This is a genomic window from Streptomyces sp. NPDC037410 (genome assembly GCF_055602235.1).
In genome coordinates this window covers 199537-224243 of sequence record NZ_JBVJWR010000001.1, presented here as the reverse complement: position 1 = coordinate 224243, position 24707 = coordinate 199537, and the positions used below count along the sequence as shown (strand labels likewise).

Genomic DNA, 24707 nt, shown 5'->3' with positions numbered 1-24707 from the left:
GGCGAAGGCGCGGACCGCCCCGCACCGTCAAAGCTCCGCCAGGAGCTCCGCCTTCTTCGCCGAGAACTCCGCATCCGTGACCAGCCCCGCCCGATGCAGCTCCCCCAAGTGCCGAATCCTTTCAGCCACCACCCCGGGATCCCGCCGCTCCGCGTCCCGCACCCCCGCGGGCACGGGCGCGCGGTCCTTGCCCCGCACCGCCGCGAGGACGGCCGCCGCGAACGTGAGGGACTCGTACACCGGCCCGTACCGGCCGAAGACGACGCACGCCGGGTCCTGGTCGGGCTCGACGCCCGCGGACCCGCCGCCCCGGGGCACGAGCCGCAGGTACCCGTCGACGCCGTCCGGCGAGCGCCACTCGACCCCGCAGAGGTCCCGTACGGGGAAGACCTGGTCGCCGGCCTTCCACTTCTCGGAGGACGCGCCCGTCCAGGACCAGCGGAAGGCGACCTCGGAGGTCCCGTCGAAGCTGGCCTTCCCGTCGTACGCCTTGAAGGACTGCGGCCCGGGCGGCGGCGCCACCAGGAACCTTTCGGCGGGCGCGAAGCCCCCCGAGGTCCCGTCGTACGCCCCGTCCGCTCCGTACGCCCCGTCCGCCTCGAACCCGGCGGCCCCCGCGGCCCCCGGGCGCGACGCGAGGAGCGTCCGCAGCTCGTCCCGGTACTGCTCGGCGAGCGTCTCGCGTTCCGCCGGGAGCACCAGGCGGTACGGATCGCTGCCCTCCTTGAGCTGCCCCCCGGCCGCCTCCATCAGCGGATCGGCGCCCGGCCTCGGCACGGCGTGCAGCACGACGGTGCCCCGCTTGCCGGGCGTGAGCGTCACCGACGCCAGCGCCTCGTGCGGTACGCGTCTCTCGCCCAGCGCGCTGAACAGCTTCGGCGTGCGGATCCCCCGGTCGAAGCGGATGACGAGGGCGTCGCTCTCGAGCTCCCAGGTGGCATGAATTCCGGCCAGCACATCACCCATGCGCCTCATCGTAAGCGGCGTGTGCCCTTGCGTCGCCCCTGTGATAGGTCCCGAAATTGCGTGATCTACGCGCGTCAGAGCCCTTCCGTGCCGGATATTCCGTCGTGGCAAGCGCTGTCGGCACGTGCGCAGACCAGTCGCGGGTACGCCCCGACGCCTATCGCGGCGAAGTTGCCGAGGCTCTGCGTACCCGGCACGAAATAGCCACTGTGGCCGAGCGCCCCGCGCGCGGAGAGCAGCCTCGCGCCGAACTCGGGCGCGACCGGGTCCGCGCCGTGGCCGATCCCGCCGACCTCCAGGTGCGGCACGTCCGCTATCCAGTCGTCGGCGTCCCGCATGGCCCACACGCGCGCGTGGCTGTCGAGGTCGGCGGCCCGCTCGACCCGCATGCCGGGGCTTCCGGCCACGGCGAGGTCGGTCACCCGGGCGGGCAGCCGGGGCGCGGCGACCCCGCAGAGCACGGAGCCGTAGCTGTGGCAGAAGAGCGCCACGCGCGCGCGTGCGGGCAGCGACTCGGTGAGACCGATCAGGCGTACGGCTCCCTCCGCGGCCAGCCGGCCGGTCACCGCGTCGACCCCGATCCCGGCGGGGGCGGTGTAGTCGGCCCAGGCGATCACCGCCACGCGCGCGTCGGGCGAGGTCCGCCGCTCGGCCGCGTAGAGGGCCTCGGCCATGCCGGCGGGGGCGCCGTAGCGACCGTTGGTCTTCTGGAAGGTGAGCAGGTTGGTGTCGACGCCGGGCACGATCACCGAGACGCGCCGGGCGTGCTCCAGGTCCCCGAGGACCTCGGCGGCCCGCCCCGTACCGGTCGGGTCGAAGGCGAGGACCTGCCGGCCGGGCCGCATCAGGGAGGCGAAGCGGTCGACGCGGCGGCGTGCCTCGTGCCGGCCCTCGGGGGAGAGCCTGGTGTCGTCGACCCTGTTCCGCTCGGCGGCGTACGCGCGCGCGAGGGTGGAGCGGTTGGCGCGGTAGCGCAGGGTGACCGGGGCGCCGTTGAGGTTGCCGACGACGAGCGGGTGCCGGGCGGCGAGCCGGACGCCGCCCGCCGGGCCGAGCCGGGCGAAGAACGCGGCGATGGTACGGGCCGGGGCGTCCGGGTCGGGCAGCGGACGGTGGTCGATCCGGTCCTTCGCCCAGGCGGCGAGCGCGGCCTCGCGGGACGGCCACGGCTCGGGCCGGTGGCGGATGGTGGTCCACCCGGTGGTCGCGAGGAGCACGAACACGACGGCGAGTGCGAGGAGCGCGCGCGTGGCGACGAGGGCGGGCGAGGCATCGACGGAGGTCACGGGCGGCCACCCTACGGGGCGCGGCGCCCGGCTGACGACGGGGTGGCTCCCGTACCCACGATACGGGCCCGCTCCATCGGCCGGCCTGCGCCGGTCCTGTCTGCGTCAGGCCCGTCCTGTCGGCCCGGCCTGCGCCGGTCCTGTCTGCGTCAGGCCCGTCCTGTCGGCCCGGCCTCCGCCGGTCCTGTCTGCGTCAGTCCCGCCCTGTCGGCCCGGCCTCCGCCGGTCCCGGCTCCGTCAGTCCCGCCAGCGCGGCGCGAGCGCGGGGCCGAGGTGGTCGAGGTACCGCTCGGTGAGCGCGCGGATGGCCTCCAGGCTCCCGTCCGTACCCCGGCCCCACATCTGCCCGGTCACCCGCATCACCCCGCTGAACGCGGCCACCGCGATGCGCGGGCGCGGGTCCTCGTCGACGTCGAGGCCCTCGCGCGCGGCGATGATCCGGGCGATGGTCTCCTCCATCTCGGTGGAGCGCCGCAGATGCGCGGCGAGCAGCGCCGGCGTCGACTCGATCATCCGGTACGCGCGCAGGTGCAGGTCGACGGGGACGACCTCTTCGATCGCCTCGCCGATGGTGTCCCAGGCGGACAGGACGGCGTTGCGCATCGCGTCGAACGGGGCCTCGTCCGCGGGCCGCAGGCCGAGGGCGTGCACGAAACGCTCCTCGACCATGCGCTGGACGGCGAAGGCGACCTCCTCCTTGGAGGAGAAGTACCGGAAGAAGGTGCGCTGGGAGACCTCGACGGCGTCGACGATCTCGTCGACGGTGGTCTCCTCGTACCCCTGCGTGGTGAAGAGCTCCAGGGCGACCCGGATCAGCGCGTCGCGCGTGCGCTGCTTCTTCCGCTCGCGCAGTCCGGGCACGGGCACAGGCGCGGGCACGGACAGGGACACGGGCACGGTCACGGCGGGGTCCTCTTTTCCGGCATTTCGTCCTGCTCAGCCTACCTGTGAGCTACGTGACAGTTACCGACGCATGATTCGCTTTGTCAATTGTCAGTCGCTGTCATTAGCCTCTTTCCATGACTAGTCAGACCACCGTGGAAAAGGCCCCGCAGGGTCAGGGGGGCACCCGGGAACCCGTTCCGGTCCCGGCGAAGGGACTGCGCGGCCACCCATGGTTGACGCTCTTCGGCGTGGCAGTGGGCGTGATGATGGTCGCGCTCGACGGCACGATCGTCGCCATCGCCAATCCCGCCATCAAGGACGACCTCGGCGCCACCCTCGCCCAGGTCCAGTGGATCACCAACGGCTATCTGCTCGCGCTCGCCGTCGCCCTGATCACCGCCGGCAAGCTGGGTGACCGCTTCGGCCACCGGCAGACCTTCCTCATCGGCATCGCGGGCTTCGCCGGCGCCTCCGGCGCGATCGGCCTGTCGCACTCCATCGGCGCCGTGATCGCCTTCCGCGTCCTGCAGGGCCTCTTCGGCGCCCTGCTCATGCCGGCCGCGCTCGGCCTGCTGCGCGCCACCTTCCCCGCCGAGAAGCTGAACATGGCGATCGGCATCTGGGGCATGGTCATCGGCGCGTCCACGGCCGGCGGCCCGATCCTCGGCGGCTTCCTCGTGGAGCACGTCAGCTGGCAGTCCGTCTTCTTCATCAACGTGCCGGTGGGCGTCGTCGCGCTCGTCCTCGGCCTGCTCATCCTCAAGGACCACCGCGCCGAGAACGCGCCGCGCTCCTTCGACCTCCTCGGCATCCTGCTGCTCTCCGGCGCCATGGCCTCCCTCGTCTGGAGCCTCATCAAGGCCGGCGAGTCCTGGGGCTGGTCCAGCGGCAAGACGTGGGGCTGCCTGATCGGCGCGCTGTTCCTGTTCGCGGTCTTCGCCTTCTGGGAGACCAAGGTCAAGGAGCCGCTGATCCCGCTGGCCATGTTCCGTTCCGTGCCGCTCTCGGCCGGCGTGGTGCTGATGGTCCTGATGGCCTTCGCCTTCATGGGCGGCCTCTTCTTCGTCACCTTCTACCTCCAGGGCGTGAAGGGGCTCGGCCCGGTCGACGCCGGTCTGCACCTGCTGCCGCTGACCGCGATGATGATCGTCTCCTCGCCGCTGGCCGGCGCGCTGATCACCAAGTTCGGGCCGCGCGTGCCCCTCGTCGGCGGCATGGTCTGCACGGCCGTCGCGATGTTCGGCATGATCACGCTCACCTCCGGCACCAGCACCCTCGCCATGTCCCTCTGGTTCGCCCTCCTCGGCCTGGGTCTCGCCCCGGTCATGGTCGGCGCGACCGAGGTCATCGTCGGCAACGCGCCGCTCGAACTGTCCGGTGTCGCCGGCGGTCTGCAGCAGGCCGCCATGCAGGTCGGCGGCGCGCTCGGCACGGCCGTGCTCGGCGCCGTCATGTCCTCGAAGGTCGCCGACTCCTTCGCGGGGAACTGGAAGGAGGCCGGCATCCCGGTCCCGGCCGACCCGCGCCTTGAGCAGGCCGCCGAGTTCGGCATGGCCCCGCCGGAGCTGGCCCAGGCGCCGGGGATGACCCCCGGTCTCCTCCAGCAGATCACCGGGGTCATCCACGACACCTTCCTCGACGGCATGGGCCTGGCCTTCACCGTCGCTGGCGGCGTCGCGGTCGTCGCGGCCCTGGTCGCGATGCTCACCAAGCGCGGCGAGAACGCGGAGGCGGGCGGCATGGGCGGCCACATCTGACGCTCGCCCGTCAGGGCCTCAGGCCCCTCAGGGTTCCCGTAAGGGGCCGTCACCCGTTCGCGTGAACGGGGGCGGCCCCTCTTCCATCGGCGGGACACCTCCGCCATTCTCGTGATTACAGAGAGTGACGAAACGGGGGTTCATCAGCATGTACAAGAAGACCGTCCTCACCGGTATGGCCGTCACGGCCCTCCTCCTGACCGCCCTGACGGCGGCACCGGCGGCACCGGCGGCTCCGGCAGCGGCACCGGCCGCGCCGCTGGCCGCACCGCCGGCCGCCGCGCCGTCAGGGACCGTGCTCGGCGCCTGCGGGCCCGGGCGGCTCTGCCTCTGGCCCAAGTCCGACTTCAAGGGCAGGCCGTGGACGCACGAGCTGGCGACGACCGACATCGACAGCTGCGTCGCCCTGCCGACGGGCACCTCGGCCCAGTCCCTCGCGAACCGCACGGGCCGGCCGGTCACCACGTACCAGTCGGCCGAGTGCGCGGAGACGGGAGAGTTCGAGACGTACCCGGGGCGGGGGACCTGGGTGCCGCAGACGGCCTACGAGGTCAGAGCGTTCAAGCTGTGGGAGCGGTAGGCGAGGGGACCTCGGCCGGCTCGTCCGGCCCCACTAGCTTCTCCGGCCCCACCAGCTCCTCCGGGCCCTCCGGCCCCACCAGCCTCTCCGTCCCCTTCGGATCCGGCGGGGCGGTGAGCCGGGCCACCTCGGCGCGGAGCTCCCGGACCTCCAGGGTGAGCGCCTCCAGGAGCTCCGTCTGCCGCCGCTCCACGGCGTCGTCCCGGTCGAAGCGGGAGATGAACCAGGCCGCGATGTTGGCGGTGACGACACCGAGCAGGGCGATGCCCGAGAGCATCAGGCCCACCGCGAGGATCCGGCCGAGACCCGTGGTCGGGGCGTGGTCGCCGTAGCCGACGGTGGTCATCGTGGTGAACGACCACCACACCGCGTCCCCGAGCGTCTTGATGTTGCCGTGCGGGGCGTCCCGCTCCACGTGCAGCACGGCAAGCGAGCCGAACATCATCAGCCCGACCACCGCGCCCGCCACATACGTGGTGAGCGTTATCTGCGGGGCCATCCGGGCCCGCCGACCCACGAGGAGGAGCGTGGAGACGACCCGCAGCAGCCGCAGCGGCTGCACCATCGGCAGTATCACCGCGAGCAGATCGAGCAGATGGCCGCGCACGAAGCAACGGCGGTCCGGGGCCAGCGCGAGACGGACGAGGTAGTCGAGGGCGAAGGCGCCCCAGACGGTCCACTCGACGTGGGTGCACAGCCGGTGCACCCACGGATCGGCGCCGGGAGCCACGATCGGCACCGCGTAGGCGATGCCGAACGCGACGGCGAGCACGAGGAGCGGTGTCTGGGTGCGCTCTTCCCAGCGGACCTTCTTGACGGGCATGACCGGCATCGTAAGGAATGCCGAAGGGCGGCGGGACCGCGTCCCACCGCCCTCACCAGCCAAAACGAGCCACAGGGGCTGTCGTCAGGCGTCGTACAGGCGCCCTACGGGCGCCGTCAGGCGTCGCCGCCCGCGGCGCCCGGGTCGGCGGCCGCCACGTCGAGCAGCTGGTAGCGGTCCACGGCCTGCTTCAGGGCCGACCGCTCGATCTTGCCGTCGCGGGCGAGTTCGGTCAGCACGGTGAGCACGATCGACTGCGCGTCGATGTGGAAGTACCGGCGGGCCGCACCGCGCGTGTCCGCGAAGCCGAAGCCGTCCGCGCCCAGCGAGGTGTACCGGCCGGGCACCCAGCGGGAGATCTGGTCCGGCACCGACCGCATCCAGTCCGAGACCGCGACGAACGGGCCCTGGGAGCTCTGGAGCTTGCGCGTCACGTACGGGACGCGCTGCTCCTCGTCCGGGTGGAGCAGGTTGTGCTGCTCGACGGCCACGGCCTCGCGGCGCAGCTCGGTCCAGGAGGTCGCGGACCAGACGTCGGCCTTGACGTTCCACTCCTCGGCGAGGATCCGCTGCGCCTCGATCGCCCACGGCACGGCGACGCCGGAGGCCATGATCTGCGCCGGGATCGTGCCCGTCTCGCCGGCCTTCAGGCGGTGGATGCCCTGGAGGATGCCGTCCACGTCCACGTTCTCGGGCTCGGCCGGGTGCTGGATCGGCTCGTTGTAGACCGTCAGGTAGTAGAAGACGTCCTCGGCCTCGGGGCCGTACATCCGCCGCAGACCGTCCTTGACGATGTGCGCGATCTCGAACCCGTACGCCGGGTCGTAGGCGATGCAGGCCGGGTTGGTCGAGGCGAGGAGGTGGGAGTGGCCGTCCGCGTGCTGGAGGCCCTCGCCGGTCAGCGTCGTGCGGCCGGCGGTGGCACCGAGCACGAAGCCGCGGGCCAGCTGGTCGGACATCTGCCAGAACTGGTCGCCGGTCCGCTGGAAGCCGAACATCGAGTAGAAGACGTACACCGGGATCAGCGGCTCGCCGTGCGTGGCGTACGCGGAGCCGGCGGCGATCAGCGAGGCCGTGCAGCCGGCCTCGGAGATGCCGTCGTGCAGCATCTGGCCGGTCGGCGACTCCTTGTAGGCGAGGAGGAGTTCGCGGTCCACCGCCTCGTACTGCTGGCCCAGCGGGTTGTAGATCTTGGCGCTCGGGAAGAACGCGTCCATGCCGAAGGTGCGGTACTCGTCGGGGGCGATCAGCACGAAGCGCTTGCCGATCTCCTTGTCCCGCATGAGGTCCTTGAGGATGCGGACGAAGGCCATCGTGGTGGCGATCGACTGCTGCCCGGAGCCCTTCTTGGCGGCGGCGTAGGTCTTGTCGTCGGGGAGGGGCAGCGGCTTCGCCCGCACGACCCGGGTCGGGACGTACCCGCCCAGCGCCTTGCGGCGGTCGTGCATGTACTGGATCTCCTCGGAGTTCCGGCCCGGGTGGTAGTACGGCGGGAGGCCGTCCTCCAGCTGCTTGTCCGTCACCGGGATGTGCAGCCGGTCGCGGAAGCGCTTGAGGTCGTCGACCGTCAGCTTCTTCATCTGGTGGGTCGCGTTGCGGCCCTCGAAGTTCGGGCCCAGCGTCCAGCCCTTGACGGTCTGGGCGAGGATCACGGTCGGCTGGCCCGCGTGGGCCTTCGCCGCCGCGTAGGCCGCGTAGATCTTCTTGTGGTCGTGGCCGCCGCGGCCGAGGTGCAGGACCTGCTGGTCCGTCATGCCCTCGACCATGGCCCGCAGACGGTGGTCGTCGCCGAAGAAGTGCTCCCGGATGTAGCCGCCGGTCTCCGTGGCGTACGTCTGGAACTGGCCGTCCGGGGTGGTGTTCAGCTTGTTGACCAGGATGCCGTCGCGGTCCTGTGCGAGCAGCGGGTCCCAGGAGCGGTCCCAGATCAGCTTGATGACGTTCCAGCCGTTGCCCCGGAAGATCGACTCCAGCTCCTGGATGATCTTGCCGTTGCCGCGGACCGGGCCGTCGAGCCGCTGGAGGTTGCAGTTGACGACGAAGGTGAGGTTGTCCAGACCCTCACGAGCCGCGATGGACAGCTGGCCGAGCGACTCGACCTCGTCCATCTCGCCGTCGCCGAGGAACGCCCAGACGTGCGACTTGGAGGTGTCGGCGATGCCGCGCGCCTCCATGTACCGGTTCATCCGCGCCTGGTAGATCGCGCCGAGCGGGCCGAGGCCCATCGACACGGTCGGGAACTCCCAGAAGTCCGGCATGAGCCGCGGGTGCGGGTACGACGAAAGACCGTTCGGGAACTTCGACTTCTCCTGGCGGAAGGCGTCGAGCTGGGTCTCGTTCAGCCGGTCGAGGAGGTACGCGCGGGCGTAGATGCCGGGGGAGGCGTGCCCCTGGAAGAAGATCTGGTCGCCGCCGTCGCCCTCGTCCTTGCCGCGGAAGAAGTGGTTGAAGCCGACGTCGTACAGGGAGGCGGAGGAGGCGAAGGTCGCGATGTGGCCGCCGACGCCGATGCCCGGGCGCTGGGCGCGCGAGACCATCACGGCCGCGTTCCACCGGGTGGCGTTGAGGACCTTGCGCTCGATCTCCTCGTTGCCGGGGAAGAACGGCTCGTCCCTGGTGGCGATGGTGTTGACGTAGTCCGTGCTGCGCATCTCGGGCACGGCCACGCGCTTCTCGCGGGCCCGCTCGATCAGCCGGAGCATGAGGTAGCGGGCCCGCTCACGGCCCCGCTCGTCGACGGCCGCGTCGAGGGAGTCGAGCCATTCCTGGGTCTCTTCCGGGTCGAAATCCGGGACCTGGCTGGGAAGGCCGCCAATGATGATCGGGTTGCGATCGGATCCGGGAGCCACGCTCTTCCTTCGCTGTTCGGTGGTACCCACGGGGCCACGGGTGGTCGGGATGTCCATCGTGTACCCCGCCGGCGCCAGACGTCACATTTACCGAGGGGTAACCCCCGGGGGGTGCCCAGGGCCCGTCTCAGGGCCTGTCTTTCGGATGTCTCCAGCGGTCCGGGAGCGGTCTGGACGAGGTCTGCGTGCGGTCAAATCGCAACCTTACGCTCAACCCGCGCATGCGTTTCGTCCGGGCGTTCGGCAGACTGAAACCGCAGAAGTCCGTAAACCGGGACGAAGCATGTGTGCCTGATCACTGAGGAGGGACCGGCGGTGCCGGAAGTTGCGGCGAGACGGCCCCAAACGTCACCGTTTCGGCGGTCTCGGCGGCCGGGTACTTGCGCGATCCGCCCCGGCACGTGTGGACTACGGCCAGCGCCGCGCGCATACGCGTGGCCCACAGCATTTTCCGAATGAGCAGGAGGCAAGCCGTGAGCGCGACCGCGGACCACGCGGAGGAGCGGACCAACCCGGCAGCGAGGCTGGGGTTCGAGCCCGGACAGGTGGTCCAGGAGATCGGCTACGACGAAGACGTCGACCAGGATCTCCGTGAAGGCATCGAGTCCATCATCGGGGCCGACCTCGTGGACGAGGACTACGACGACGTCGCCGACGCCGTCGTGCTCTGGTTCCGTGACGAGGACGGTGACCTCACCGACGCCCTGGTGGATTCCATCGGTCTTCTGGAGGACGGCGGCGTGATCTGGCTGCTGACCCCGAAGACCGGCCGTGACGGCTACATCGAGCCGTCCGACATCAACGATGCCGCGCAGACAGCGGGTCTCTCCCAGACCAAGAGCATCAGCGTCGCCAAGGACTGGGCCGGCACCCGCCTGGTCGCCCCCAAGCGCTGATCACCACGCTGCGAGAAGCCCCCGCCGGGTCCCCCGGCGGGGGCTTTCGTGCGCAGGCCGTAGGGTGGGTTCCACCCGGGTTCACCGATACGGCCCAAGGCGACACGGCCAAGGCGACACGGCCGAGGCCCGGGCCCCGTCGGAAGGGACGCGTACGCGATGGCGATCGAGGTCGGCACCAAGGCCCCGGAGTTCGAGCTCAAGGACAACCACGGCCGGACCGTGCGGCTCTCCGATTTCCGCGGCGAGCAGAACGTGGTGCTGCTCTTCTACCCGTTCGCCTTCACCGGCGTCTGCACCGGCGAACTCCGCGAGCTCCGCGAGAACCTCCCGGCGTTCGTCAACGACGACACCCGGCTCCTCGCCGTCTCCAACGACTCGATCCACACCCTCCGCGTCTTCGGCGACCAGGAGGACCTGGAGTTCCCGCTGCTCTCCGACTTCTGGCCGCACGGCGAGGTCTCCCGGGCGTACGGCGTCTTCGACGAGGAGAAGGGCTGCGCGGTCCGCGGCACCTTCGTCATCGACAAGGAGGGCGTCGTCCGCTGGACCGTCGTGAACGCCCTCTCGGACGCCCGTGACCTCGGCGACTACCTCAAGGCCCTCGAAGCCCTCTGAGGGCCCGCAGGGCGGGAACGGGACCGACACCCTCGGAATCACCGGGCGAATCGACTGTTTCGACCGGGAACCCGTCACTAGGATCCAGTCGTTGATCCGATGCCAACGCACGACTGGGGCGCTGCCCCTGAAAACCTATGGAGGGACTCGTGGGAGTCAGCCTCAGCAAGGGCGGCAACGTCTCGCTGACCAAGGAGGCCCCTGGCCTCACCGCCGTGACCGTCGGTCTGGGCTGGGACGTCCGCACCACCACCGGTACGGACTTCGACCTCGACGCCAGCGCCATCCTGGTGAGCGAGGCGGGCAAGGTCCGCAACGACCAGGACTTCGTCTTCTTCAACAACCTCAAGAGCGCCGACGGCTCGGTCGAGCACACCGGTGACAACCTCACCGGCGAGGGCGAGGGCGACGACGAGCAGGTCAAGGTCAACCTGGCCGGCGTGCCGGCCGACGTGGCCAAGATCGTCTTCCCGGTCTCGATCTACGACGCCGAGAACCGCCAGCAGTCCTTCGGCCAGGTGCGCAACGCGTTCATCCGCGTCGTGAACCAGGCCGGCGGCGCCGAGATCGCCCGGTACGACCTCTCCGAGGACGCCTCGACCGAGACCGCCATGGTCTTCGGCGAGCTGTACCGCCATGGTGCGGAGTGGAAGTTCCGCGCCGTCGGCCAGGGGTATGCCTCGGGTCTGCGCGGCATCGCGCAGGACTTCGGCGTCAACGTCTGAGTCGAACCGTTCGAACCGTCCGGCGCCGCACCTCGCGTGCGGCGCCGGACGTGCCTCATCACCACCGGGGAGGAACCGAATCATGGGCGTCACGCTCGCCAAGGGAGGCAATGTCTCCCTCTCCAAAGCCGCACCCAACCTGACCCAGGTCCTCGTGGGGCTCGGCTGGGACGCGCGCTCCACCACCGGAGCCCCCTTCGACCTCGACGCCAGCGCCCTGCTGTGCCAGGCCGGCCGGGTGCTCGGGGACGAGTACTTCGTCTTCTACAACCAGCTCCGCAGCCCCGAGGGCTCCGTCGAACACACCGGCGACAACCTCACCGGAGAGGGTGAGGGGGACGACGAGTCCCTCATCGTGGACCTCACCAAGGTGCCGGCCCACTGCGACAAGATCGTCTTCCCGGTGTCGATCCACGACGCCGACAACCGCGGCCAGAGCTTCGGCCAGGTCAGCAACGCCTTCATCCGCGTCGTCAACCAGCTGGACGGCCAGGAGCTCGCCCGCTACGACCTCTCGGAGGACGCCTCCACCGAGACCGCGATGATCTTCGGCGAGCTCTATCGCTACAACGGCGAATGGAAGTTCCGTGCGGTGGGGCAGGGGTACGCGTCCGGGCTTCGGGGCATCGCTCTAGACTTCGGGGTCAACGTTTCGTAAAGCCTGTAATTTCACGATGGGGTAGACAGTGATTCTGAAAACCTTCGGCTGGTCGTTCGCGATCACTGTGGTCGGCCTGGCCGTGGCGGTGTTGTACGGAGGGTGGGAGGCGTTCGGGATCGTCGCGATCCTCTGCGTCCTCGAGATCTCCCTGTCGTTCGACAACGCGGTGGTCAACGCCGGAATCCTGAAGAAGATGAATGCCTTCTGGCAGAAGATCTTCCTCACGATCGGCGTCGTCATCGCCGTCTTCGGCATGCGCCTCGTCTTCCCCGTCGTGATCGTCGCGATCAGCGCGAAGATCGGGCCCATCGAAGCCGTCGATCTCGCGCTGAACGACGCCGACCGCTACCAGCAGCTGGTCACCGACGCGCACCCGTCGATCGCCGCCTTCGGTGGCATGTTCCTGCTGATGATCTTCCTCGACTTCATCTTCGAGGAGCGTGACATCCAGTGGCTGCGCTGGATCGAGCGCCCGCTGGCCAAGCTCGGCAAGGTCGACATGCTGTCGGTCTGCATCGCCCTCGTCGTCCTGCTCATCACCTCGATGACCTTCGCGACCCACGCCCACCAGCACGGCGGCGCGCACGTCGACAAGGCGCAGACGGTCCTGATCTCCGGCATCGCCGGCCTCATCACGTACCTCGTCGTCGGCGGTCTCTCCGGCTACTTCGAGAACAAGCTGGAGGAGGAAGAGGAGGCCGAGCAGGAGGCCGAGGAAGAGGCCAAGCGCACGGGCAAGAAGGTCTCCGTGGTCCAGCTCGCCGGCAAGGCCGCCTTCTTCATGTTCCTCTACCTGGAGGTCCTCGACGCCTCCTTCTCCTTCGACGGTGTCATCGGCGCCTTCGCCATCACCAACGACATCGTCCTGATGGCGCTCGGCCTGGGCGTCGGCGCCATGTACGTCCGTTCGCTGACGGTCTACCTGGTCCGCCAGGGCACCCTCGACGACTACGTCTACCTGGAGCACGGCGCCCACTACGCGATCGGCGCCCTGGCCGTGGTCCTCATGATCACCATCCAGTACGAGATCCCCGAGATCGTCACCGGCGGCATCGGCGTCGCGCTCATCGGCTGGTCCTTCTGGTCCTCCGTCCGGCGCAACCAGCGGCTCGCGGCGGCCGAGGGCGGCTCCGCGAACGACAAGACCGAGGTGCCGTCCGGGGTGTGACACCCCCGGCGGTGAGGAATGCTTCCCTGCGGGGCGGCCGGTGCATCCGGCCGCCCCGCGGGCATGTGCGCGGCGCCGACGGCCGCGGTGTTGACGACCAGTGGGGGGTGAAGGCGACATGGCCTTCTGGGACAACCTGTTTCCGGGGAGGGCGGCGCAGTTCGACTCGGGCAGCGCCGCGTCGAACGCGATCGATCTGACGAAACGGCGCCCGACCGTCTCGCTCACCCAGCAGGGCGCCGCCAGCGGCAACCTCCGGGTGAACCTCTCCTGGCGGATGCGCACCTCCGACATAGAGGGCCGCTCCCGCCAGAGCGGACGGCTGCTGCGGAACCCCGCGCAGCTCTTCAAGCCCGAGGTCGTCCAGGCCCACACCCAGGGCATGGTCAACGTCGACCTCGACCTGGGCTGCCTCTACGAGCTCGCCGACGGCAGCAAGGGCGTCGTGCAGCCGCTCGGCGGCTTCTTCGGCGACCTCAACGCCGCCCCGTACGTGAAGCTGAGCGGCGACGACCGCTTCGGCGGCTCCTCGGGCGAGACGATCTTCGTCAACCTGGACCACCGGGACGACTTCAAGCGGCTGCTGTTCTTCGCGTACATCTACGACCAGACGCCGGCCTTCGACCGTACGCACGCCAAGGTCACGCTCTACCCGAGCAACGGCCCCCGGATCGAGATCGAGCTCGACGAGCGCGCCCCGCAGGCCCGCTCCTGCGCCGTCTTCTCCATGGAGAACGTCAAGGGCGAGCTGACCGTCCGCCGCGAGGTGCGGTTCGTGTACGGCTTCCAGGCCGAACTGGACCGGCTGTACGGCTGGGGGCTCCAGTGGGGCCGCGGCTACAAGACCAAGGCGTGAGCCCTGCCCCGGGGCCCGGCGTCAGGGGCCCCGGCGTCACTGCTGGATGAACTGGGGTCCCATCGGCGGCATGCGGAACTCCGGCGCCGGGTTCTGCTCGGGGGCGGTCACCGGCTGCGGGTAGCCGTACGAGGGGGCCGGGGCGTTCACGGGCTGCTGCGGGTAGCCGTACGCCGGGGCAGGCGTGTTCACCGGCTGCTGCGGGTAGCCGTAGGCGGGCGCGCGGTCCGGCATGGGCGGCACGGTCGGCTGAGGCGGCACCGGCGTGTGGACCACGGTCCGGTCGAGGTCGGGGTCGTGGGAGCCGGTGGAGTCCGTCGGCGCGCCGCCCTGGAGGGAGCCGGTGGAGGCCGTCGGCGCCCCGCCCTGGAGGCCCTGGCCGTCCAGAGCGTCCAGACCGTCCCGTCCGTCCCGGCCCTCCGCGGCGTCCTCGTCGACCGAGATGCCGAAGTCCGTGGCGAGGCCGACGAGCCCCGTCGGGTAGCCCTGGCCCACCGCGCGGAACTTCCAGCCGTCCCCGCGCCGGTACAGCTCGCCGCAGATGACCGCCGTCTCCTCGCCGGTCTCCGCCGTCACGTCGAACAGGGCCAGCGGCTCGCGCTCCGCCCCGGCCACCGCGTCGTACAGCAGGATCCGCAGGTCGGAGACGGACCGGAAGGTGCCGCCGTCCGAGGAGGCCGCGATCACCACCCGGTCGACGGAGACGTCCAGCCCGGCGAGATCGGCCTCCACGGTGTCCGTCAGACCCTCGGCGACCCGCTTCTTCGGCAGCCGCCGCACCAGGCCCGAGGGGTGGCGCGGCTGGTTGTAGAAGACGAAGTCCTCGTCGGACCGCACGCGCCCGGACGGCCCCAGGAGCAGGGCGGAGGCATCCACGTCGGGGACCCCGGGGCCCGGGGTCCAGCGGAGCACGGCCCGTACGGCCGCGGTGTCGAGAGGGACGTTGGAGCCCTTCAGCATCGCGTGCGTCATGACCGCAATCCTGCCCTCCCGCCCGACCCGCGGACAACGCGGGGGCACCACCGATACCGGAACGGAGTGAGGGATGCCGTCGAGTTACCTGAATTTCATGCGCCGAGGGAACTAAGGACACCCATACATACGTACTATTACCGGCCACATGTCATCACGGCCGGAGAGGCAGACGGGGGACTCACATGCGTCATTTCGGGCACATCCCGGCCGAGGTGCAGGCCGGGCTGTTCCACCGGGAGCCGGCCGAGTTCACGGCCGACTCGCCCGCCCGCACGCTCGCCGTGGCCCTGGGCGCCACGCTCTACAGCCCGGCCACCCGCCCCCGGCTGGCCGACGCCGTACGCAAACAGGCCAGGCGCGGAGTGGTCTCCATGGTGCTCTGCCTGGAGGATTCCATCAGCGACGCCGAGGTCGGGGCGGGCGAGGCCAACCTCGTCCAGACCTTCGCCGAGCTCGCCGCCGGGACCGTGACGGACGCCGACACCGCCACGGACCTGCCCCTGCTCTTCATCCGGGTCCGCGAACCGCGCCAGATCACCGACCTCGTCGACCGCCTCGGCGCGACCGTCGCCCTGCTGTCCGGATTCGTACTCCCCAAGTTCACCGAGACCCGCGGCCGTGCCTTCCTCGAAGCGCTCACCCAGGCCGAGCGGACGAGCGGCAGGCGCCTCTTCGCCATGCCCGTCCTCGAGTCCCCCGAGCTCCTCCACCTGGAGACCCGGGCCGAGACCCTCGCCGGGATCGCCTCGATCACCGACAAGTACCGCGACCGCGTCCTCGCCCTCCGCCTCGGCGTCACCGACTTCTGCTCCGCCTACGGGCTGCGCCGCTCGCCCGACATGACCGCGTACGACATCAAGATCGTCGCGAACGTCATCGCCGACGTCGTCAACGTCCTCAGCCGCTCCGACGGCACCGGCTTCACCATCACCGGACCCGTCTGGGAGTACTTCCGGCAGGGCGAGCGCATGTTCAAGCCACAGCTGCGCCGCAGCCCCTTCCTCGAAGGCCGCGCCGAGGACCTGCGCACCGCCCTCATCGAGCACGACCTCGACGGCCTGCTCCGCGAGATCGAACTCGACCGGGCCAACGGCCTGCTCGGCAAGACCTGCATCCACCCCACCCACGTGGTGCCGGTGCACGCCCTCTCCGTCGTCAGCCACGAGGAGTGGAGCGACGCCCAGGACATCCTGCGGCCCGAGCGGGACGGCGGCGGAGTCCTCCGCTCCGCCTACACGAACAAGATGAACGAGGTGAAGCCGCATCGCGCGTGGGCCGAGCGCATCCTCCTGCGCGCCGAGGTCTTCGGCGTCGCCAAGGAGGACGTCGGCTTCGTGGATCTGCTCACCGCCGGCCTGGCCGGCTGACGAAGGGACGTCGACGACGTGGTGTGGACCGGAACGTGGGTCGCGGAGCGACTGGGCGTCGAACTGATCGGCGACGAGGCGCTGCCGGCCCTGCTGGGCCTCGCACTGCGCCGCAACCCCAAGCGCGCGCACCTGCTGGTCTCCAGCGTGCTCGGCAAGCACGTGCCGCAGCGCCCGGCCGTCGTGTACGGCTCCGGCCTCACGCTCGGCCGGCGCGTCCGCGAGCTCCTCGGCGACGAGGAGGCCGCCCGGTCCGTCGTCCTCGGCTACGCGGAGACCGCCACCGCCCTCGGGCACGCCGTCGCCGACGGCCTCGGCCTCGCCCCGTACCTCCACTCCACCCGGCGCCCCGTGGCCGGCGTCGCCCGCGCCGGCGGCTTCGAGGAGTCCCACTCCCATGCCACCTCGCACCTCCTGCTGCCCGAGGACCCGGGGCTCCTCGCGGGCGACGGCCCGCTCGTCCTCGTCGACGACGAGTTCTCCACGGGCAACACGGTCCTCAACACCATTCGCGCCCTGCACGAGCGCTACCCGCGCGAGCGGTACGTCGTCGTGGCCCTCGTCGACATGCGCTCCGCCGCCGACCTCGGCCGCCTGGACGCCTTCGCGACGGAGATCGGCGCCCGCGTCGACCTCATCGCCGGCGCCGCCGGCACGGTCCGCCTCCCGGACGGCGTCCTGGAGAAGGGCCAGGCCCTGGTGGCGGAACACGAGGGCGCGACCCCCGTGCCGTACCCCCGCGCACCCCGGGAGGCACCCGTACGGGTGGAACTCGGCTGGCCCGCGGAACTCCCCGACGGCGGCCGCCACGGCTTCACGCCCGACCACCGGGACCACCTGGAGGCGACCCTGCCGGGGATGGCGGGCAGGCTCGCGGAGGCGCTGGGAGACCTGGGTAGTCCCGGCGCGCCGGGACGGCCCGAGGCGGGCCGGGAAACGCCCACGGCGCAGGGTGGGGCCCAGCGGGCCGAGCAGGCCCCGGGCCGTCCCGCCACACCGCCGCTGCCCGCAGGGCCCCGGCCCCGGCCCCGCGTCCTCGTCCTCGGCTTCGAGGAGCTGATGTACGCGCCGCTGCGCCTCGGCACCGCCCTGGAGGACGCAGGACACGACGTCCGCTACTCCACGACCACCCGCTCGCCCGTCCTCGCCGTCGACGACCCCGGCTACGCCATCCGCACCCGGCTCGTCTTCCCGTCCCACGACGACCCCGCCGACGGACCCGGCGAGCGCTACGCGTACAACGTCGCGGGCGCCGGCTTCGACGCCGTCGTCCTCGTCGTCGACTCAGCCGCCGACACCCCGGCCCTGCACGCCCCGGCCGGCCTGCTCGCCCAGCTCGCCGCGCACATCCCGCGCGTCGTGCTGGCGGTGATCCCGTCGTACACCCCCGAGGGCACCTCCGCGGTCAACCCTGAGGTCACCCCCAAGGCCACCCCCAAGGTCTCCGTCACCGACGCTCCCGAAGCTCCCGAAAGGAGCTCCATGCTGCCCGAGCCCCTCCGCGGCCCCGCCTTCTCCTCGTACGCACCCGAAGAGGTCGGCTGGCTGCTCCAGGACCTCTCGGACGTCGAACTCGAGGCCCCCACCGAGGAACGGGAGGAGGCCATCCAGAGCGGCGGCGCGCACTACGCCGAGTCGCTCCCCGTCGAGTACCAGCCCAGCGAGCGCTACCAGGAGCTCTTCCAGGCCGCCCTGGACAGCTCCGCCGCCCGGATGGCGCGCGCCGTCGGCACGGTCACCGAGACCGTCCTCGCCGAGCGCTCCGCCCGCCCGGTCCTGGTCTCCCTGGCCCGCGCCGGCACCCCGGTCGGCGTCCTCATGCGCCGCTGGGCGCAGGCCCGCCACGGCCTCGACCTCCCGCACTACGCCGTCTCCATCGTGCGCGGCCGCGGCATCGACGCCAACGCGCTGCGCTGGCTCGCCGCCCACCACGACCCGGCCGACGTCGTGTTCGTCGACGGCTGGACGGGCAAGGGCGCCATCACCCGCGAACTCGCGGAAGCGGTCAAGGAGTTCGACGGCTTCGACCCGGAGATCGCGGTGCTCGCCGACCCTGGCTCCTGCGTCCGCACCTACGGCACCCGCGAGGACTTCCTCATCCCCTCCGCGTGCCTCAACTCCACGGTCTCCGGCCTGATATCGCGCACGGTCCTGCGCTCCGACCTCGTCGGACCGCAGGACTTCCACGGCGCCAAGTTCTACCGCGAACTGGCCGGGGCCGACGTCTCCGTGGCCTTCCTCGACGCCGTGGCGGCCCGCTTCGACGAGGTCGCCGCGACGGTCGACGCCGACGTCAAGGAGCTCCTCGCCGCCGACCGCACCCCCACCTGGGAGGGCTGGGCGGCCGTCGAGCGGATCAGTGAGGAGTACGGCATCCACGACGTCAACCTGGTGAAGCCGGGCGTCGGCGAGACCACGCGCGTCCTGCTCCGCCGCGTACCCTGGAAGATCCTCGCCAAGCGGGGCGCCGAGGCCGACCTCGCGCACGTCCGGCTGCTCGCCGAGCAGCGCGGCGTACCGGTCGAGGTGGTCGACGAACTCCCGTACAGCTGCGTTGGTCTGATCCACCCTCAGTACACGAGGGGTGCGACGGGCGCGGACGGAAAGGCGGTGGTGTCCCAGTGAGCACGTCCACGGATACGAAGACCCTGGTCGCGAGCGACCTCGACCGCACCCTCATCTACTCGACCGCGGCCCTCGCCCTCGGCATGCCGGACGCCCAGGCGCCCCGGCTGCTGTGCGTCGAGGTCCACGAGTCCAAGCCGCTCTCCTACATGACCGAGGACGCGGCCGAGCTCCTGGCGCGGCTGACCGCCGAAACGGTCTTCGTGCCGACGACGACACGGACGCGCAAGCAGTACCAGCGCATCCAGCTCCCGGGCACCGCACCGGCGTACGCGATCTGCGCCAACGGCGGGCACATCCTCGTCGACGGCGTCTCCGACGGCGACTGGCACAAGTCCGTCCTGCGCAGACTCGACGACGAATGCGCCCCGCTCTCCGAGATCCGCGCCTACCTCACCGCCACCACGGACCTGTCCTGGGTGCGCAAGCACCGGGTGGCGGAGGACCTCTTCGCGTACCTCGTCGTCGAGCGGGAGCGTCTCCCGCAGGACTGGCTGGACCGCTTCGGCGGCTGGGCGGACGAGCGCGGCTGGACCGTCTCGCTCCAGGGCCGCAAGGTGTACGCCGTGCCGAAGCCGCTCACCAAGAGCGCGGCCGTCCGCGAGGTGGCCCGCCGCACCGGCGCCACGCTCACCCTGGCCGCCGGGGACTCCCTCCTCGACGCCGACCTGCTGCTCGCCGCGGACAGGGCCTGGCGCCCGGGCCACGGCGAGCTCGCCGACAGCGACTGGACGGCACCCCACCTCGACGTCCTCGCGGAGCGCGGGGTGGCGGCGGGGGAGGAGATCCTCCGCCGCTTCCGGGCGGCGGCAGCGTCCTAGCGGCAGCAGCCCCCACCGCAGCAGCCGCCGCCACCGCCCTGCGCGGGGGCGGCGGTGCTGCTTCCGCCGACGGCGACGGCGGACAGCAGCTTCACGGTGTCGTCGTGCCCGGCGGGGCAGGAGGCGGGAGCGGAGGACTCGGCCATGGGACGGCTGAGCTCGAAGGTGTCACCACAGGTGCGGCAGCGGTATTCGTAACGAGGCATGGGAACAGGCTAGCGGCGGGAGGAGCGGGCCAGCGGGGTCGGCGCGGGGCCGCCGGACCACGGGGACCGGCCACGGCCCCTGCGACGGGATTGGTCACGGTCTCCTGCCACGGCCCCGGTCACGCCCCAGCCCTCAGCCCGCCTCGCCCGGCCCTCAGCCAGCATCGGCCAGCCCTCAGCCCGCCTCGCCCGGCCCTCAGCCAGCATCGGCCAGCCCTCAGCCCGCCTCGCCCGGCCCTCAGCCCGCCTCGCCCGGCCCTCAGCCAGCATCGGCCAGCCCTCAGCCCGCCTCGCCCGGCCCTCAGCCAGCATCGGCCAGTCCCCATCCCGCATCGCCCCGCCCTCAGCCCGCCTCGGCCAGCCCCCATCCCGCCTCGGCCAGCCCCCATCCCGTCTCGGGCTCGCCGTCAGTGACCGGGGCCGCCCCGCTCCTCCCGAATCTGGCTGACGACGTGGGCGGCCGAGGCGCGGACGGCCTCCAGTTCGGTCAGGAAGTGCCAGTAATCGGGATGGCGGCCCTCCAGGGAGCCGACGGCCCGGTCGAGCCGGGCGACGGCCTCGTCGAGGGGCCGGGCGTGGCGCGGTTCGGGCGTGTTCCGCCCGGCCATCGCGAGCCGCTGGGCGTCCCGTACGGCGAACCGCGTGCGGTCGATCTCCGCCGTGGGGTCCTTCGCGACGGCGTCCAGGCGGCGCAGCCGGTCGCCGGCGGCGGAGACGGCCTCGTCGGTCGAGTCGAGGAGCGCGCGGGCCGTGGAGAGCAGCGAGGTCGCGTCGGGCCAGCGCTGCTCGGCCCGTGCGTTCCCGGCCTCGGCGAGCCGCTCCCCGGCCTGGCGGAGGCTCACGACGGCCTGCTCGGGCACGTGCTGGAGGTCCTGCCAGCAGGCGGCGGAGTAGCGCCGGCGCAGCTCGGAGAGGACGGGCTCGACACCTCCGGCGCGGGTGCCGAGGGCCTCGGCGCGGGTACGCAGCGACACGAGGCGCTTGTCGATCTCGGCGGCCCGTTCGGGCAGCCGCTCGGCCTCGGCCCGTACGGCCTCGGCGTCCCGCAGCACCCGGTCGGCGCGCTGGAGCGTCTCGGCGACGCCGTGCCGCCCGGCGCCCTCGTTGAGGCGGGTCAGCTCGGGCCCGAGCGCGGCGAGCCGCGCGGCGAGGTCATCGGCTCGCAGCCCACGCTCCCGTACGGCATCGAGGGCACCGCTCGCACCACGCAGCGCCTGCCGGGCGCGCTCGACGGCGGGCGCGAGGCGGGCGAGCTGGGTCTCGGCGCGCCCGAGGAGCGGGGCGAGACCCTCCTCGAACCGGTCCAACTCACCCTTGACGCGGTCGAGCTCGTCCTTGGCGCGGATCAGCTCGGCACGGGCGCGCGAGGCGGTGGCGGCGTCCAACTCGTCCCGATCGAGATCGGTCGCATCCACAGCACTGATGTACACATGACTGACCTCGTCGATCCGCCGCCCGAGGGCCTCGAACCCGTCGACGGCGCGACGCGCCTCGGGGGAGCTGTCCACGGCGGTGATCGTCTCGATGGAGATGCGGAGCCCGCGCTGGGCGGTGTCGAGCTCGTAGAAGGAGGCCGCGGCGGCGTCCTTGGCGGCCTGGGCCTCGGCCCGCTGCCCCTCCCCGCGCCCACCGAACCAGCGACGTGTCCCGCCGCCGGCGAAGGCCTGCGGCAACAGCGCTCCTACCAACAGAGGCAGCGCGAGTGCCAGCCGGAACGCGGAGGAACCCCTGGGCGCCGATGTGCCCCTAGCGTCGCTCTCCGCCACGTACCGCTCCCCGTGCTGTGTCCGCCGTGCCCGGTCAGGCTTCATTCTCCCACCCGGTAATGACGAACACACGGCCGTATCAGTTCACCGCACGAACGGCGACGTCCCCGTTGTCACTGCGCAGGTTCACGACGTGCCCACTCCCGTCACGCAGAGGCACATCAACACGTACGTCGCCGTTGTCGCTGGCGCCGGAAGCGGCGTACTCGGCCTTCGGCACGGTCACGGTGATGTCGCCGTTGTCGGTGACGACGTCGACCTTGCGGGGGACGGCGCCGAGGGTGATGTCCACGCCCCCGTTGTCGGACCGCACGGAGACCTCGGGCGAGGTCACGGACCCCTCGACACTCACATCCCCGTTCCCACTCCCGAGATCGAGCACGCCGCGCGCGTTCCGTACCCGCACGTCCCCGTTGTCGGAGCGCACCTTCAGAGGCGTGGTGAACCCGTCGGCGGTCACGTCCCCGTTGCCGTCCTCGACGGTGACGGAGACCCCGCGGGGCACCTGGATCCGGTGCACGGCCGAACAGCTGGCCGCGACGGCGTCGCAATCCACCCGCAGGGTGAGCCGCCCGTCGACCAGCTTCCAGCTGGCCTCGGGCCCGGACCCCATGAACACCCACCCGTCGACCTGCCGCTCCACCCGCACGTCGTCGACGTCGGCGGGCGTGATCACAAGCCGGGAGTCGTCCGAGTCGACGGTGAGCGCGTCCCCGTCGAACGCGAACGTCTTCCGCTCCACGGGCGCGTCCTCGGGCTCGGCCGCACACCCCGCGAGCGCGAGCAAGACGACACAGGAAGCGAGCAGCGCACGAGACGTGCGGCGTACGGCCATGACGACGAACCCCCAGAAGCGACACCTAAGATCCCCCCGAACCTAGAACCCCACGACCCCCCACCACGATCCGGCGACCCACCGCCCCGGGGGTGGGGCTATCCCCCCGCCCCCTCCATTTGCGGCACCCACCCACCGGCCATGTAGGCTGTTGCTTCTTCCACGGGTGCGTAGCTCAGGGGTAGAGCGCTGCTCTTACAAAGCAGATGTCGGCGGTTCGAAACCGTCCGCGCCCACCAGTGCAAAGGCCCCGGACCGATCTCGGTCCGGGGCCTTTGGCGTTCGTGGGTGGCGGAGGGGTGGGCCGGTGTTCGGTTCGTGGGTTGGTTGGTGACCGCACGGGACGTCGGCGGTGTTTCGTGGCTGCCCGCTTCCGTGCTGGTGGGAGGGGGTGTGGTCGGATGAGGGGATGAGCACCCTGTACTTGTTCGCCAGCGCCGCCGAGCCCGTTTTCGATATTGCCCGTGTCATCGAGGACGCGCAGGCCGACGGCTGGGACGTCTGCCTCGGGCTCACCCCTACGGCGGCCCGCTGGCTTGCCGGGTCGCTCGATGGGCTCGCCGTGCTCACCGGGCATCCCGTGCGGTGGGACTACCGGCTTCCCGGTGAGCCGGATGTGTGGCCGGCCGCCTCGGCCGTTCTTGTCGCGCCCGCTACGTTCAACACGGTCAACCGCTGGGCGCTCGGCATCACGGACACCTTCGTCGTCGGTGTCGTCGCCGAGGGCATCGGCAAGGGGATTCCGATGGTCGCCGTTCCGTGCCTGAACGCGGCCTACGCCCAGCACCCGCAGTTCGAGCGCTCCGTGGAGACGCTGCGCGGTGCCGGGGTCTCGGTGTTGTACGGCGAGGACGGGTTCGTACCCCATCAGCCGGGGGAGCGGGAGGGCGGGCTCTTTCGGTGGCGGCATGCCCTCGAAGCCGTGCGTGAGGCGGTCGTGGCCGGCTGAGTTGACGTGGACGCGTCCTGGTCGGTGTACTCCGGGCATGACTGGTGTGGGGGACGCGCCCGAAGCAGGGGCGCAGAGTGGCGAGATGACGCCGCAGCGGTACATCGAGACCAGGCTCGTGCAGTACCAGGGCTGGTACGACGCCAAGGCGACCCGGATGAAGGCGATGCACCTGCGGATGCGGACCGTGTCCGTCGTCGGCGGTGCGCTGGTGCCCGTGTTCGTGAACCTGGACCTGGAGTTCGCGCGGATCACCGCCACCGTGCTGAGCGTGGTCGTCGTCGCCGCCGTCTCGCTGGAGAGCGTCTACCGCTACCGCGAGCAGTGGAAGAACTACCGCTCGACGGAGCAGCTGCTCGGGCACGAGCGCGTCTACTTCGAGACCAAGGTCGGGCCGTATCACGACCTGGCCAGACGCGACGCGTTCTCCGTCCTCGTCGCCCGCGTCGAGAAGGCCATCGCCAACGAGAACTCCGCCACCCTGAACGTCATGACCCTCGGCGGGCAGGTCAACTCCGATGTGCAGTCGCAGGGGGTTCCCGCTGCCCGTAAGGGGTCGGAGCCGGAGGAGGCGGAACAGGGGGCCGCTTAGGGTGTGGGCCCCGGTGCGTCGGGGCCCACGGGGGTCAGTTCGGCATGGGCGTCAGCACCACTTGTAGTCGACCCGCGTCGAGTTGTACGAGCAGTTGTCGACCCACGCGCCGTTCGACTTCCGCAGCGTCGCCGTGTCCTTGTCGTTGTTCCAGACGTACGCGGCACGGTTCTGGTAGACGTTCGCGGACGTGTTCGTGCCGCGGCCCGTGCGGACCGTCACGATCTTGCCCGCGCCGAGCGTGAAGCCGCCGAAGGTGTACTTGTGGCCCGCCGCGTCCGTGACCGTCCAGCCCCGCAGGCTGACCGCGCCGGCGGTCGTGTTGCGTATCTGGACGTACTCGCCGTTGAGGCTGGTGTTGGACCGGTTGTCCGTGCCCGGGCTGTCGTAGTAGATCTTGTACAGGTGGACCGAGCCGGCCGCCTGCGCCTGCGAAGGCAGCAGCAGGATGCCGGAGGCGGCGGCCGCGGTCACGGCCGCGAGCGTGCGTACGCGAAGCAT

Annotated in this window: 23 protein-coding genes and 1 tRNA gene; 14 read left to right on the top strand and 10 right to left on the bottom strand. The window is 71.2% G+C overall.

All coding sequences use genetic code 11. From position 1 onward, the window contains the following. Positions 1 to 27: 27 nt before the first annotated feature. From ACZ7HT_RS01060 to ACZ7HT_RS01050, 3 genes are all read right to left on the bottom strand, one after another. Positions 28 to 966 (bottom strand): DUF4429 domain-containing protein, encoded by a 939-nt coding sequence (locus ACZ7HT_RS01060; RefSeq protein ID WP_471158402.1) that lies wholly within the window; start codon positions 964 to 966, stop codon positions 28 to 30. 74 nt (positions 967 to 1040) lie between these two features. Then, positions 1041 to 2252: an alpha/beta hydrolase gene (locus tag ACZ7HT_RS01055; RefSeq protein WP_471158400.1), complete on the bottom strand. Its 1212-nt coding sequence runs from the start codon at positions 2250 to 2252 to the stop codon at positions 1041 to 1043. Positions 2253 to 2489: 237 nt separating this feature from the next. Then, the gene (locus ACZ7HT_RS01050; RefSeq protein WP_471159026.1) at positions 2490 to 3119 is read right to left on the bottom strand and encodes a TetR family transcriptional regulator; all 630 of its coding nucleotides are present in this window, start codon (positions 3117 to 3119) and stop codon (positions 2490 to 2492) included. Between the two features lie 152 nt (positions 3120 to 3271). Here ACZ7HT_RS01050 and ACZ7HT_RS01045 point away from each other — a divergent pair, with 152 nt between their 5' ends. Continuing rightward, positions 3272 to 4894, top strand: a complete 1623-nt coding sequence (locus tag ACZ7HT_RS01045) for an MFS transporter (protein WP_471158398.1) — start codon at positions 3272 to 3274, stop codon at positions 4892 to 4894. Positions 4895 to 5042: 148 nt separating this feature from the next. Continuing rightward, a complete protein-coding gene (locus tag ACZ7HT_RS01040; protein ID WP_471158396.1) occupies positions 5043 to 5474 on the top strand; it encodes a peptidase inhibitor family I36 protein in 432 nt (143 codons plus the stop codon). Here the strand turns inward: ACZ7HT_RS01040 and ACZ7HT_RS01035 are convergent. Both ACZ7HT_RS01035 and aceE read right to left on the bottom strand, forming a co-directional pair. Beyond that, positions 5455 to 6297 (bottom strand): potassium channel family protein, encoded by an 843-nt coding sequence (locus ACZ7HT_RS01035; RefSeq protein WP_471158394.1) that lies wholly within the window; start codon positions 6295 to 6297, stop codon positions 5455 to 5457. The two genes, ACZ7HT_RS01040 and ACZ7HT_RS01035, sit on opposite strands and share 20 nt — an antisense overlap. 116 nt (positions 6298 to 6413) lie before the next feature. Continuing rightward, on the bottom strand, positions 6414 to 9146 hold the full coding sequence (gene aceE, locus ACZ7HT_RS01030) for a pyruvate dehydrogenase (acetyl-transferring), homodimeric type (protein WP_471158392.1): 2733 nt from the start codon (positions 9144 to 9146) through the stop codon (positions 6414 to 6416). Between the two features lie 473 nt (positions 9147 to 9619). On the opposite strand from aceE, the gene ACZ7HT_RS01025 reads away from it, so the two are divergent. The 6 genes from ACZ7HT_RS01025 to ACZ7HT_RS01000 all read left to right on the top strand — a co-directional run bounded on the left by ACZ7HT_RS01025 (position 9620) and on the right by ACZ7HT_RS01000 (position 14070). Then, complete coding sequence (locus tag ACZ7HT_RS01025) at positions 9620 to 10042, top strand: DUF3052 domain-containing protein (RefSeq protein WP_471158390.1); 423 nt, start codon at positions 9620 to 9622, stop codon at positions 10040 to 10042. A gap of 159 nt (positions 10043 to 10201) precedes the next feature. Continuing rightward, positions 10202 to 10660, top strand: a complete 459-nt coding sequence (locus ACZ7HT_RS01020) for a peroxiredoxin (protein WP_471158388.1) — start codon at positions 10202 to 10204, stop codon at positions 10658 to 10660. 149 nt (positions 10661 to 10809) lie between these two features. Further along, the gene (locus ACZ7HT_RS01015) at positions 10810 to 11385 is read left to right on the top strand and encodes a TerD family protein (RefSeq protein ID WP_030495317.1); all 576 of its coding nucleotides are present in this window, start codon (positions 10810 to 10812) and stop codon (positions 11383 to 11385) included. 82 nt (positions 11386 to 11467) lie between these two features. Continuing rightward, the gene (locus ACZ7HT_RS01010; protein WP_471158386.1) at positions 11468 to 12043 is read left to right on the top strand and encodes a TerD family protein; all 576 of its coding nucleotides are present in this window, start codon (positions 11468 to 11470) and stop codon (positions 12041 to 12043) included. A 28-nt stretch (positions 12044 to 12071) separates the two neighbouring features. Next, the gene (locus ACZ7HT_RS01005) at positions 12072 to 13214 is read left to right on the top strand and encodes a DUF475 domain-containing protein (protein ID WP_471158384.1); all 1143 of its coding nucleotides are present in this window, start codon (positions 12072 to 12074) and stop codon (positions 13212 to 13214) included. A gap of 118 nt (positions 13215 to 13332) precedes the next feature. Beyond that, positions 13333 to 14070 carry a TerD family protein gene (locus tag ACZ7HT_RS01000; protein ID WP_471158382.1) on the top strand — a complete coding sequence of 246 codons (738 nt, stop codon included), beginning with the start codon at positions 13333 to 13335 and terminating at the stop codon, positions 14068 to 14070. 36 nt (positions 14071 to 14106) lie between these two features. On the opposite strand, the gene ACZ7HT_RS00995 is transcribed toward ACZ7HT_RS01000, so the two are convergent. Continuing rightward, the gene (locus ACZ7HT_RS00995; RefSeq protein ID WP_471159024.1) at positions 14107 to 15051 is read right to left on the bottom strand and encodes a TerD family protein; all 945 of its coding nucleotides are present in this window, start codon (positions 15049 to 15051) and stop codon (positions 14107 to 14109) included. 176 nt (positions 15052 to 15227) lie between these two features. Here ACZ7HT_RS00995 and ACZ7HT_RS00990 point away from each other — a divergent pair, with 176 nt between their 5' ends. The 3 genes from ACZ7HT_RS00990 to ACZ7HT_RS00980 are packed head-to-tail and all read left to right on the top strand — an operon-like array spanning position 15228 to position 19858. Continuing rightward, the gene (locus ACZ7HT_RS00990) at positions 15228 to 16412 is read left to right on the top strand and encodes an HpcH/HpaI aldolase/citrate lyase family protein (protein ID WP_471158380.1); all 1185 of its coding nucleotides are present in this window, start codon (positions 15228 to 15230) and stop codon (positions 16410 to 16412) included. Between the two features lie 18 nt (positions 16413 to 16430). Then, positions 16431 to 19037: a phosphoribosyltransferase gene (locus tag ACZ7HT_RS00985; protein ID WP_471158378.1), complete on the top strand. Its 2607-nt coding sequence runs from the start codon at positions 16431 to 16433 to the stop codon at positions 19035 to 19037. Beyond that, positions 19034 to 19858 carry an HAD family hydrolase gene (locus tag ACZ7HT_RS00980; RefSeq protein ID WP_471158376.1) on the top strand — a complete coding sequence of 275 codons (825 nt, stop codon included), beginning with the start codon at positions 19034 to 19036 and terminating at the stop codon, positions 19856 to 19858. The genes ACZ7HT_RS00985 and ACZ7HT_RS00980 overlap by 4 nt, the downstream gene beginning before the upstream one ends. Here the strand turns inward: ACZ7HT_RS00980 and ACZ7HT_RS00975 are convergent. From ACZ7HT_RS00975 to ACZ7HT_RS00965, 3 genes are all read right to left on the bottom strand, one after another. Further along, entirely contained in the window at positions 19855 to 20064 is a 210-nt protein-coding gene (locus ACZ7HT_RS00975; RefSeq protein ID WP_471158374.1) for an FmdB family zinc ribbon protein, read from the bottom strand. The genes ACZ7HT_RS00980 and ACZ7HT_RS00975 overlap by 4 nt on opposite strands. A 407-nt stretch (positions 20065 to 20471) precedes the next feature. Further along, positions 20472 to 21875: a hypothetical protein gene (locus ACZ7HT_RS00970; RefSeq protein ID WP_471158372.1), complete on the bottom strand. Its 1404-nt coding sequence runs from the start codon at positions 21873 to 21875 to the stop codon at positions 20472 to 20474. Positions 21876 to 21909: 34 nt separating this feature from the next. After that, positions 21910 to 22572: a DUF4097 family beta strand repeat-containing protein gene (locus tag ACZ7HT_RS00965; protein WP_471158370.1), complete on the bottom strand. Its 663-nt coding sequence runs from the start codon at positions 22570 to 22572 to the stop codon at positions 21910 to 21912. Between the two features lie 257 nt (positions 22573 to 22829). On the opposite strand from ACZ7HT_RS00965, the gene ACZ7HT_RS00960 reads away from it, so the two are divergent. The 3 genes from ACZ7HT_RS00960 (at position 22830) to ACZ7HT_RS00950 (ending at position 24206) form a co-directional block, all read left to right on the top strand. Then, positions 22830 to 22904 (top strand) — tRNA-Val (locus ACZ7HT_RS00960). 170 nt (positions 22905 to 23074) lie between these two features. Continuing rightward, positions 23075 to 23614, top strand: coding sequence for a flavoprotein (locus ACZ7HT_RS00955; protein WP_471158368.1), 540 nt, complete (start codon positions 23075 to 23077; stop codon positions 23612 to 23614). Between the two features lie 85 nt (positions 23615 to 23699). Further along, positions 23700 to 24206 carry a DUF4231 domain-containing protein gene (locus ACZ7HT_RS00950; RefSeq protein WP_471158366.1) on the top strand — a complete coding sequence of 169 codons (507 nt, stop codon included), beginning with the start codon at positions 23700 to 23702 and terminating at the stop codon, positions 24204 to 24206. A 51-nt stretch (positions 24207 to 24257) separates the two neighbouring features. Here ACZ7HT_RS00950 and ACZ7HT_RS00945 read toward each other — a convergent pair whose 3' ends face one another. Then, on the bottom strand, positions 24258 to 24707 hold the full coding sequence (locus ACZ7HT_RS00945; RefSeq protein WP_471158365.1) for a lamin tail domain-containing protein: 450 nt from the start codon (positions 24705 to 24707) through the stop codon (positions 24258 to 24260).